The 10,974-nt window shown below is 53.4% G+C and carries 12 protein-coding genes; 5 read left to right on the top strand and 7 right to left on the bottom strand.

Annotation, left to right across the window (positions count from 1 at the left end; genetic code table 11):
* Positions 1 to 9: 9 nt before the first annotated feature.
* Positions 10 to 2,451 carry a GcvT family protein gene (locus ACRBCU_RS06500; protein ID WP_431364568.1) on the top strand — a complete coding sequence of 814 codons (2,442 nt, stop codon included), beginning with the start codon at positions 10 to 12 and terminating at the stop codon, positions 2,449 to 2,451.
* Positions 2,452 to 2,558: 107 nt separating this feature from the next.
* Positions 2,559 to 3,452, top strand: coding sequence for an EamA family transporter RarD (gene rarD / locus ACRBCU_RS06495; RefSeq protein WP_431364567.1), 894 nt, complete (start codon positions 2,559 to 2,561; stop codon positions 3,450 to 3,452).
* Here rarD and ACRBCU_RS06490 read toward each other — a convergent pair.
* Complete coding sequence (locus ACRBCU_RS06490; RefSeq protein ID WP_431364566.1) at positions 3,449 to 3,859, bottom strand: nuclear transport factor 2 family protein; 411 nt, start codon at positions 3,857 to 3,859, stop codon at positions 3,449 to 3,451. The genes rarD and ACRBCU_RS06490 overlap by 4 nt on opposite strands.
* A 99-nt stretch (positions 3,860 to 3,958) precedes the next feature.
* Between ACRBCU_RS06490 and ACRBCU_RS06485 the strand changes: the two genes are divergently transcribed.
* Together ACRBCU_RS06485 and ACRBCU_RS06480 are read left to right on the top strand one after the other, a co-directional pair.
* The gene (locus ACRBCU_RS06485; protein ID WP_431364565.1) at positions 3,959 to 4,609 is read left to right on the top strand and encodes an RluA family pseudouridine synthase; all 651 of its coding nucleotides are present in this window, start codon (positions 3,959 to 3,961) and stop codon (positions 4,607 to 4,609) included.
* Positions 4,610 to 4,733: 124 nt separating this feature from the next.
* On the top strand, positions 4,734 to 5,387 hold the full coding sequence (locus ACRBCU_RS06480) for a peroxiredoxin (RefSeq protein ID WP_431364564.1): 654 nt from the start codon (positions 4,734 to 4,736) through the stop codon (positions 5,385 to 5,387).
* Between the two features lie 65 nt (positions 5,388 to 5,452).
* Here ACRBCU_RS06480 and ACRBCU_RS06475 read toward each other — a convergent pair whose 3' ends face one another.
* The 5 genes from ACRBCU_RS06475 to ACRBCU_RS06455 form a co-directional block, all read right to left on the bottom strand.
* A complete protein-coding gene (locus ACRBCU_RS06475) occupies positions 5,453 to 6,094 on the bottom strand; it encodes a hypothetical protein (RefSeq protein WP_431364563.1) in 642 nt (213 codons plus the stop codon).
* Between the two features lie 250 nt (positions 6,095 to 6,344).
* A complete protein-coding gene (aqpZ, locus tag ACRBCU_RS06470; protein ID WP_431364562.1) occupies positions 6,345 to 7,025 on the bottom strand; it encodes an aquaporin Z in 681 nt (226 codons plus the stop codon).
* A 142-nt stretch (positions 7,026 to 7,167) separates the two neighbouring features.
* Positions 7,168 to 9,309: a polyribonucleotide nucleotidyltransferase gene (gene pnp / locus ACRBCU_RS06465; RefSeq protein WP_431364561.1), complete on the bottom strand. Its 2,142-nt coding sequence runs from the start codon at positions 9,307 to 9,309 to the stop codon at positions 7,168 to 7,170.
* Between the two features lie 173 nt (positions 9,310 to 9,482).
* Complete coding sequence (locus tag ACRBCU_RS06460; protein WP_431364560.1) at positions 9,483 to 9,881, bottom strand: group III truncated hemoglobin; 399 nt, start codon at positions 9,879 to 9,881, stop codon at positions 9,483 to 9,485.
* Positions 9,882 to 10,037: a hypothetical protein gene (locus ACRBCU_RS06455; protein ID WP_431364559.1), complete on the bottom strand. Its 156-nt coding sequence runs from the start codon at positions 10,035 to 10,037 to the stop codon at positions 9,882 to 9,884.
* A 79-nt stretch (positions 10,038 to 10,116) separates the two neighbouring features.
* On the opposite strand from ACRBCU_RS06455, the gene ACRBCU_RS06450 reads away from it, so the two are divergent.
* Positions 10,117 to 10,545 (top strand): RrF2 family transcriptional regulator, encoded by a 429-nt coding sequence (locus tag ACRBCU_RS06450; protein ID WP_431364558.1) that lies wholly within the window; start codon positions 10,117 to 10,119, stop codon positions 10,543 to 10,545.
* Between the two features lie 17 nt (positions 10,546 to 10,562).
* Here the strand turns inward: ACRBCU_RS06450 and ACRBCU_RS06445 are convergent, their stop codons facing one another.
* Entirely contained in the window at positions 10,563 to 10,907 is a 345-nt protein-coding gene (locus ACRBCU_RS06445) for an antibiotic biosynthesis monooxygenase family protein (protein WP_431364557.1), read from the bottom strand.
* Positions 10,908 to 10,974: the final 67 nt, after the last annotated feature.

The following is a 10,974-nucleotide window of genomic DNA, read 5'->3' as shown; positions in this document are numbered from 1 at the left end:
ATTCGCCTGATGTCTCTTCCTGAAAAAGCCCGCGTCGTCATTATTGGTGGCGGTGTCATTGGCTGCTCTGTCGCCTACCACCTTGCGAAACTCGGCTGGAAAGATGTTGTTTTGCTTGAACGCAAGCAGCTCACCTCTGGCACGACTTGGCATGCCGCTGGCCTGATCGCACAGCTTCGCGCGACGAAGAATATGACCAAGCTGGCGAAGTATTCGCAGGAACTTTACGGCAATCTCGCCGCCGAAACAGGTGTTGAGACCGGCTTTAAGCGTTGTGGTTCGATCACGGTTGCTTTGACTGATGAACGCCTTGAAGAGATCAACCGTCAGGCTGCAATGGCCCGTTCCTTTGGTGTTGAGGCCGAACCGATTTCACCTGCTGAGGTGAAGGCGAAGTACGAACACCTCAACATCGACGGAGTGAAAGGCGGCGTTTATCTACCGCTCGACGGGCAGGGCGATCCTGCCAACATTGCCCACGCGCTTGCCAAAGGCGCGCGTCAAAACGGGGCGCTGGTGAAAGAGGGCTATCTCGTCACGGGCATCCAAAAGGAAGGCCGTCGCGCGACAGGTGTCACTTGGGAAGACAAGAACGGCGAGACTGGCGCGATTGAAGCGGATCACGTGGTCAACTGCGGCGGCATGTGGGGGCATAGCATCGGCCGCATGGCGGGCGTGAACATCCCGCTGCATTCTTGTGAGCATTTTTATATCGTGACTGAAGCGATTGAAGGTCTCACGCAAATGCCGGTGCTACGCGTCCCCGATGAGTGCGCGTATTACAAAGAAGACGCAGGCAAAATGCTGCTCGGCGCGTTTGAGCCTGTGTCCAAGCCTTGGACATTGGATATTCCAAAGGACTTTGAGTTCGACCAACTGCCCGAAGATTTCGATCACTTCGAGCCGATCCTCGAGAATGCGGTTGAGCGTATGCCGATGCTTTCCGAAGCAGGCATTCACACCTTCTTTAACGGTCCTGAGAGCTTTACGCCCGATGATGCCTACCACCTCGGCCTTGCGCCTGAGATGGATAATTTCTGGGTCGCTTGTGGCTTTAACTCCATCGGTATCCAATCCGCAGGTGGCGCCGGGTCTGCGCTGGCGCAATGGATGGATGACGGGGATAAGCCGTTTGATCTGAGCGACGTTGATATTTCGCGCATGCAGCCCTTCCAAGGCAACAAAAGCTACCTGTTTGAACGCTCCAAGGAGACGCTTGGCCTGCTCTATGCGGATCACTTCCCTTACTTGCAGAAGAAGACCGCGCGCGGTGTGCGCCGCACGCCTTTCCACGATCATCTTCTCAAAGAAGGTGCCGTCATGGGCGAGCTCGCAGGTTGGGAGCGCGCGAATTGGTATGCGCGTGAAGGGCAAAAGCCTGAATATGAATACAGCTGGCAACGTCAGAACTTCTTCGACAACGTGCGCGATGAACACATGGCCGTTCGAGAGAATGTTGGCATGTATGACATGTCTTCATTCGGCAAAATCCGCGTTGAAGGGCGCGATGCCGAAGCCTTCATGAACTACGTTGGCGGTGGTGATTATTCGGTGCCAGTGGGCAAGATCGTCTATACGCAATTCCTCAACCGACGTGGCGGGATTGAGGCGGATGTAACCGTGACGCGCATGTCCGAGGCGGCGTATTTGGTTGTGACCCCAGCGGCGACGCGCCTTGCGGATGAAACTTGGCTGCGCCGCAATCAAGGGGATTTCAATGTCGTGATCACTGATGTGACCGCAGGCGAGGGCGTGCTTGCGGTAATGGGGCCAAAGGCACGTGATTTGTTACAAGCGGTATCGCCGAATGACTTCACCAACGCAGTGAACCCTTTTGGCACAGCGCAGGAGATCGAGATCGGCATGGGCCTCGCCCGCGCGCATCGCGTGACCTATGTGGGTGAACTCGGTTGGGAGATCTATGTTTCCAGTGACATGGCGGGCCATGTTTTCGAGACGCTCAACGAGGCGGGTCGCGAGATGGGTATGAAGCTATGTGGCATGCACATGATGGACACCTGCCGTATCGAAAAGGGCTTCCGCCACTTCGGGCATGATATCACATCCGAAGATCATGTGATGGAGGCTGGTCTTGGTTTTGCGGTGAAGAAGGATAAAGCGGATTACATCGGACGCGAGGCGATCTTGGACAAGCAAGAGAACGGTCTGGAAATGCGTCTGTTGCAATTCAAGTTGAACGATCCTGAGCCACTGCTCTATCACGCAGAGCCCGTTCTACGTGACGGTGAAATCGTGAGCTATCTTACGTCCGGTGCCTATGGTCACGCGCAAGGCGCGGCGATGGGTATGGGATATATCCCCTGCAAAGGCGAGAAACTGGCAGATGTGTTGGGATCAACGTTTGAGATCGACGTTGCTGGGACGCGGGTGAAGGCAGAAGTGTCGTCCAAGCCGTTCTATGACCCCAAATCGGAACGTGTGAAGGTCTAAAGGGAAGGTGCGTGAGATCACGCACCTTACGGGCGACGTTACGTAGGGTGCCGTGCTTCGCACGCACCCTCCTTTCCATTGCAGGCAGCGTGTAGTAGCGACGCTAAATGACACAGCGCGCCAACGAAGACACTCCGCAAGGTCTCGCCTTTGCCTTAACCGCCTATTTCTTGTGGGGGTTTCTGCCGCTTTATATCAAGCTGCTGGCGCATATTCCTCCTGTTGAAATTCTCGCGCATCGGGTCATTTGGTCCGTCCCTATTGGGCTTGTCGTTTTGCTATTGCTGCGGCGCACCAAGGATCTGGTTGCAGCTCTCAAAACCCCTAAAATGCTTGGCATGGCCTGCGTCACAGCTGCGCTCGTTTCATTGAACTGGGGCATCTACGTCTGGGCGGTCACGGCGGGCTACGCGATGGAGGCCGCGCTTGGCTATTACATGAACCCGCTGTTCAGCATTGCGCTTGGCGCGATGCTGCTTGGGGAAAAGCTAAGCCGCGCGCAATTGGTGGCGATTGGGTTAGCAGCGAGCGCGGTTGTGGTGTTGGTCGTTGATGGTGGAGGGCTGCCTTGGGCGGCGCTGGGCATGATGTTGACTTGGGGCTTTTATGCGCTTGCAAAAAAGCAGTTACCGATTGGGCCGAACCAAGGCTTTCTGCTTGAGGTTCTGATCCTGCTGCCCTTCGCGCTGGGCTATGTCGCCTATCTTGGTGCAAACGGGCAATCCCATTTCGTGTTCGCGCCAAGCGCAAACACATGGCTTTTGCTTGGTTGCGGCGTGATCACAGCGGTGCCGCTGATGATCTATGCCAACGGGGCCAAATTGTTGCGTCTTTCGACAATCGGCATCCTGCAATACATCGCGCCGACGATCATTTTCCTGATCGCCGTTTTCGTCTTTGACGAACCGTTTGGCCGCGCGCGCGCCATTGCGTTTCCGCTGATTTGGCTCGCGCTCATTGTTTATACGACTTCAATGATCCGCCAAATGCGCAAACACTAGCTAAGCGCGTCTTTGTGTTTCAGGAACGCAGGATCTGACATGACGCGTTTATTCATGGCATCGCGCAGTGCGCCGATGCTTTTGTAGGGGCGCATCACCACTTCAAAGGTTGCGATCAAACCGTCATCGTCAAGGGTAATAAGATCAACGCCAGCCGCATCCAATTCGCCAATCTTGCACTGAAACTCGAGCGCCCAATCCTTGCCGTCGCCCATGATGCGGCGGTATTTGAAATCACTAAAGACCTGTCCGACATGGCCAAGCACGGCTGCCACGGCGTCGCGCCCCGTCCAAGTGGCATAATATGTCGGTGGCATAAATTTGACTTGCTCGGCCAAGAGCGGCGCTATGGCTGTTTCATCGCCTTTAGCGACAACCTCTTGCATCGTGATTATTGTCGGGTGCATTTAATTTCCTCCTCTTTGCGGGAAGCCTAGGTCGCATCAAGCGGGTAGGAAAGCGTGACCTTGGGTTGTAACCAGCGCGCACATCTGAGAAGTCGGCGTATGAGTTCTGATTACAATCCGCCGCAAGACCCTTTGGACATTATCCATGACGATCATGAGTTATTGATCGTTAATAAACCCGCTGGTCTGCTCTCTGTGCCAGGCAAGGGAGAACATCTGGCTGATTGCCTGCTGTCACGAATCCAAACGGTGTTTCCTCAGGGACTTTTGGTGCATCGGCTGGATCGCGATACATCTGGCGTGATGGTCTTCGCTTTGACACGCCATGCGCAACGTCATTTGGGACTGCAATTCGAAAAACGTATGACGCAAAAGACTTATGTCGCGCGGGTTTTAGGGCGGCTTGAACCAAAGGTCGGAACCGTCGATTTGCCGTTAATCGTGGACTGGGAAAACCGCCCTCTACAAAAGGTTTGCCACGCCACAGGCAAAGCTGCGCAGACGGGTTATCGGGTAATGCGCTATGGGGATGACGAAACCCGGGTGAGATTGACGCCAAAGACAGGACGCTCTCATCAGTTGCGCGTGCATATGCTTGCGCTTGGTCATCCGATCTTAGGCGATCCCTTCTATGCAAAAGGCGCAGCGTTAGAAGATCACCCGCGTCTTATGCTGCATTCAGAAGAGTTGCGCGTGAAACATCCTGATGGCGGGGCGACGCACAAATTCCGAGCGAAAGCGCCCTTCTAGCGCTTTCAATGAGCGGCACTCTGTCACTGTTCTTACATTCATCTATTTGAAGGGATGCATGTAGGTGAAGCAAAGCTTAGGTAGCGCTTAGAGACAACTTTGAGCGACAGGAAAGGACACCGAAATGGGTCTACGCATTAACGAAACCGTCCCGAATTTTACAGCAGAGACAGATCAAGGCACGATTCAGTTCCACGATTGGATTGGCGATAGCTGGGCTATCTTGTTTTCACACCCAAAAGATTTCACGCCTGTTTGCACTACAGAATTTGGCGCTGTCGCCAAGCTCGCAAGCGAGTGGGAAGCACGTGGAACAAAGGTCATCGGTGTTTCTGTTGACGGTGTGGAAGAACACAAAAAGTGGAAAGGCGACATTGAATCCGTTGCAGGTGCAAAGGCTGGCTTCCCAATCATCGCAGACGAAGGCCTTGCGGTTTCCAAGGCGTTCGACATGCTACCCGCAGAAGCGTATTTGCCAGATGGACGCACACCAAATGATAGCGCAACTGTGCGTTCCGTTTTCATCATTGGTCCAGACAAGCAGCTAAAACTGTCAATGACATACCCAATGTCAGTTGGCCGTAACTTTGCAGAGATCGTGCGCGCACTAGATGCGTTGCAAACGACATCAGCGAACGGCGTCGCAACACCAGCGGATTGGGTGAGCGGAGAGGATGTTATCATTCCACCAACCGTTTCCAACGAAGATGCAGCCGCTAAATTTGGTGAGTTTGAAACTGTATTGCCATACCTTCGTAAAACAAAACTGCCAGCGTAATAGTTGGTTCTTGAAACAAAAAAGGCCCAGCAATCGCTGGGCCTTTTCTGTTAGTAGGGGGCGTCTTAGAAGCGGAAGCTTCCAGTGATAGCGATGTATGGGTACACGCCGAACTGAGACAGCTCATCCTTGATGTTTTGCTTCTCGCGGGCCACATCGGCCGCTGGTGCTGCTGGTGCGGAAAGTGCGACATCCAGTCCACCCATTGCAATCGCGCCAACTTCGCCGCTGATGGTAAAGCTGTTGCTGACATTCCAGTCATATCCAACAGTAACCATTGGTGAGACTTTCCGCTTAAACTCAACGCTCGCGCTTGCTGTTTCGCCACCAGTCAAGGTCGTGTTACCAACCGTAATTGGGTTTGCAGCGCTTGCTGTCGTGCTACCAGAAAGGCTGGTGTTCGAAATAAAGGCACCACCAGAAACGCGAAATCCTGTGCTGCCTGTGTAGTAATCACCTAAGAGAGCGAAACCACCGAGTTGGCCAGAGGTTGAATAGTTTACGCCATCGATTGTTTGGTTGCCGTTGGCATTAAGACCGCCAGACAAAACACCGCGAAGCGCGAAGTTTTGGTTGATACGGTAGGCTGCTTCAAGCGTACCGCCGAGTGTAGAGACACCAAGACCGAAACGAAGGTTGTTGTCTTGTGCCGATGCCGTTCCTGCAATCATTGCGAAAACAGATGCTACTAAATACGCTTTTTTCATACATCTTCTCCAAATTTGTTACGTCCAATTTTCTGCCCAAAATGGGGTGAAGTCAACGAAGCTGGAGGGGGAAGCCTTTGCGGCGCGTCTTCTATACAACGCGACAAAAAGAACCTCCGCCCCGAGGGAATTCGAGAGCGAAGGTTCAGGCACTTTCCGTGAGTGAAGGTACCGTGCTAATGAAGTCTATTTGACTGTGTTTAAGAATGAAATAACGGGGAAAAGAGCATATCTTTACCCCATTTTCGCATTACTCGGCGTCAAGCAGACCGGACTTGAACAACAAGCCAGCCGCCACTGCACCAACAATTGGCGCAACAATAAAGAGCCAGAGCTGAGCAAGCGCTGTGCCGCCTGCAAAAAGAGCTGGCCCGATTGAGCGGGCAGGGTTCACCGAAACGCCAGTCACGTTAATGCCAACCAAGTGGATCACAACGAGTGCGAGACCGATTGCAAGGCCAGCCATTGCGGAAGGCGCGCCTGCGCCCGTCGCGCCCAAAATGACGACAAGGAACAAGAATGTCGCGATGACCTCGAACACAAACGCTGCTGCCATTGTGTATTCGCCAAGATATCCAGCGCCCCACCCATTCTGACCAAGTCCGTTTGCAGCAACGCTATAGTCAGCTTTTCCTGTTGCGATGATCATTAGAACTAATGCGCCAGCGATGCCACCAGCGACCTGAGCAATCATGTAGGGAATGGCCTCAGCGATGCTCATACGGCCCGATGCAACAACGCCTAGCGTCACAGCTGGGTTGATGTGGCAGCCCGATACTGAGCCAATGCCATAGGCCATGCCAATCAGGGCAAGACCGAAGGCAAAACTGATGCCTGTAAGACCGATGTCACCGCCAGCGATGACGGCAGCGCCGCAACCAAATAGTACGAGAGTGAATGTGCCGATAAATTCGGCCAATGGTTTTTTCATGGGAAGTCCCTCCTCCTTGTTTGTGGGGGCATCATTAGAGGCCTGATCAAACAAAGAACGGGGAAAGGTCTTGGTGTTGTGACCCCAACAAAAAAGCCCCGGCGTTTCCACCGGGGCTTTTCGTATTTCAATCTGACGAGGCTTAGTCGTCGGACTTTTCTTTCGCTTCTGGCTTAACTTCTTCGCCAGTCGCTTGGTCTACAACTTTCATGGACAGGCGAACCTTGCCACGATCGTCGAAGCCAAGCAGTTTGACCTTCACGTCCTGACCTTCTTTGAGAACGTCGGATGGGTGGTTCAGGCGACGGTTCTCGATTTGAGACACGTGTACCAGACCATCGCGCTTGCCGAAGAAGTTCACGAAGGCACCGAAATCAACGATTTTCACAACCTTACCGTCGTAGACTTTGCCCTCTTCAGGCTCAGCAACGATGGAATAGATCATGTCGTAGGCTTTCTTGATCGACTCACCGTTTGGCGACGCAATCTTGATGATGCCTTCGTCATTGATGTCCACTTTTGCGCCAGAGACTTCAACAATCTCGCGGATAACTTTACCGCCAGACCCGATGACTTCACGGATCTTGTCTGTTGGAACCTGCATGGTCTCGATGCGAGGCGCGTGCACAGAGAATTCCTGCGCGCCAGAGATGGCTTTGCCCATTTCGCCGAGGATGTGCATACGACCGTCTTTGGCCTGATCCAGAGCTTTTTCCATGATGTCAGGCGTGATGCCTGCAATCTTGATGTCCATCTGAAGGGACGTGATGCCGTTTTCGGTACCCGCAACCTTGAAGTCCATGTCGCCGAGGTGATCTTCGTCGCCAAGGATGTCGGACAGGATCGCGTAGGAGCCGTCTTCTTCCATGATGAGACCCATCGCAACGCCAGCAACCGCAGATTTCAACGGAACACCCGCGTCCATCATGGACAGGGAGCCGCCGCAAACAGACGCCATAGAGGACGAACCGTTTGATTCTGTGATCTCGGACACAACGCGCACGGTGTATGGGAAATCGGTGGCCGCAGGCAGAACCGCCTGAAGCGCACGCCAAGCCAATTTGCCGTGACCGATTTCGCGGCGACCGGGAGGGCCAACGCGACCAGCTTCACCCACAGAATAGGGAGGGAAGTTGTAGTGCAGCAAGAAGTTGGATTTGAAGTTGCCGTGCAGCGCGTCGATGAACTGCTCGTCGTCTCCGGTGCCGAGTGTCGTCACAACAAGGCCTTGCGTCTCGCCGCGTGTAAACAGGGCAGAGCCGTGTGTACGTGGCAGGATGCCAGTCTCGGAAACGATCGGACGGATCGTTGTTGTGTCGCGACCATCAATACGCTTGCCCGTTTTAACAACGTCGCCGCGCAGGATGCCTGCTTCGAGGCCCTTCATCGCAGAACCAAGGTTCGCATCGGCCAGTTGCTCTTCGGAAAGCGCTTCTTGGATAGTGGCACGCGCCGCAGCAACCGCTGCTGTACGCTCTTGCTTGTCCGTGATCGCGAAGGCTGCGCGCATTTCTGTTTCGCCAGCCGCTGCAACAGCAGCAGACAGCTCAGAATAGTCAGCAGGTGCGAAGTCGAACGGCTCTTTCGCGCAATCCTCTGCCAGGTCTACGATCAGATCAATCACAGGCTGGAAGGACTGGTGTGCGAAGTTTACGGCGCCGAGCATTTCTGCTTCGGAAAGCTCATACGCTTCGGATTCAACCATCATGACCGCGTCTTTGGTCCCGGCAACAACCAGGTCGAGGCGCTGCTCAGGGTTCAAACGCAGGTCCTGCATGTCATCAACAGATGGGTTCAGCGTGTATTCACCATCAACGAAACCAACGCGCGCACAGGCGATTGGGCCCATGAATGGTGCGCCGGAAATCGTCAATGCCGCAGAGGCTGCGATCATCGCAAGTGTGTCTGGGTCATTGTCGAGATCGTGGGACAGAACAGTACACATCACCAAAACTTCGTTTTTGAAGCCAGGGACGAACAGCGGACGGATCGGACGGTCGATCAAACGTGCTGTCAGTGTTTCTTTTTCGCTCGGACGCGCTTCGCGCTTGAAGAAACCGCCTGGGACTTTACCCGCAGCGTAGTATTTTTCTTGGTAATGCACGGTCAAAGGAAAGAAATCCTGACCAGGCTTTTGTTTCTTGGCGAATGTAACCGCGGCCATAACCGATGTTTCACCAAGTGTGGCGATGACACAGCCATCTGCCTGACGCGCAACTTTGCCCGTCTCAAGTGTCAGCGTATCATCGCCCCACTCGATAGATTTTTTCGTAACGTTAAACATATATCGTTTCCTAGTTGGAAGCACACCCGGCGCTCCGGGTCTTCCGTTCATTTAGTGGCCCCATTGCCACCGGCCTTTTCCATCGTTTTGTGCGCCAAGGCCAAAGCGTCACGTCTCAGATAGCGCGCGCATATCGGAAAAGGGGCCGTTTGGGAAGGGGTATGATTCTTGACTTAAAAGAGCTTTGGTGGCGCATCGCCCGCTGAAGATACTGGCGTTAACCCCATACTCAAACCTCGCCCAATCCGATGTGCCAGTGCAGACCATGCTTGGGCGGTCTCAATGGGAAGCATCTGCAATAGGGTTTCATCAAACAGCGCAAGCCAAATTGGAAAGTGCTTGGCGAAAACATTGCCAGCCGTCTTATGTGCTTGCATGGGATTACCATCGTATGAACGTTCCAGCAAAATCGCATTGCGCCAAAATCCAGCGATCTTTGCTTCATGGCTTGGCCAATCCGTGACATGGCGGGCAAAAATTGGGCCAAGCGTCGGGTGTTGGCGCACCTTTGCATAGAACGCTGTCGTGACGTCGCGGATCTGCTGGGCAGTAACATCAAACCGAGCGAGCATCTAAACAGCCAAGATCCAGACAATGATCAGAGCAACAACGAGATAGATCAAAGTGTTGATCATCCAGCGGATCAACCCAGCGTCAGCAGAAGGATCGACCCCCATCATTTCGCAAATCTTCGTACCGGGCCAAAGGACAATATCGGCGAAGTTCATGGGGTGCTCCTAAATCCGCATTTCTGATGCGCAATATTTGCATCTTTTAAATGCGTATTTCAAATGCTAATTATGTCGCATGCAGTTAGATAAGTTCTCAGACTTTGCTTTGCGCATTCTCATCGCGCTTGCCGCTCATGCGCCAGATAGGCTCGCGACCTCTACAATTGCTCAGATGTATGGGATTTCAGAAAATCACCTGTCAAAGATCGCCACGCAATTAGCGAAGAACGGATTTGTCGTTTCAGAACGCGGACGCGGCGGAGGTTTGAAATTGGCGCTGCCGCCATCAGAAATTTTCATTGGAGAGGTCCTGCGCGCGTTGAAAAAGGATGAGCCTGTTGCAGAATGTTTCGGGTCCAACAATTCTTGCAAAATCCTGCCGGCATGTGGATTGCGAGGTCCGTTGCAAGCTGCGCAAGAAGCCTTTTTTGCTACGCTTGATAAAACATCCTTGCTTACAGCAACTGGGTCAAAGGAACGCCTAAAGGTGCTGTTAGAACTTTAACGTTTCTCGCATTGTTCTCAAACAGAGCGACCCTTTGGGCCTTGGTATGCGCGTTCGACTTTTGCCACGCGCAACTCGTAGTGCGAATACCAGCGTTCAATACCACTATTTTGCGCAACCAAATGTTTCGCGTCAGCCTTCCACGCTGCGATGCTCTCTTCGTCTTTCCAATAGGAGACGGTTATCCCAAGCCCAGAAGAATCGCGCGAGCTTTCGGCTCCGTAGCAGCCCGGATGATTTGAAGCTAACTCAAACATCTTAGCACCCATTTCTGCGTAACCCGCATCATCCTCGCTTAACTGATTGGTGAAGATGACAGCATAGTAGTGAGGCTGGGGCGTTTTCGCGAAACGATCGTTCATTGTCGAATTCCTTGCGGGAGCGAGCCTGCGTTGATTGCTACTAAAGGTTACTCGCAAAGTGTAAGCG

It is taken from the genome of Planktotalea sp., assembly GCF_050633725.1.
Taxonomy (GTDB): Bacteria; Pseudomonadota; Alphaproteobacteria; order Rhodobacterales; family Rhodobacteraceae; genus Planktotalea.
This window is presented reverse-complemented; position numbering and strand designations above follow the sequence as displayed.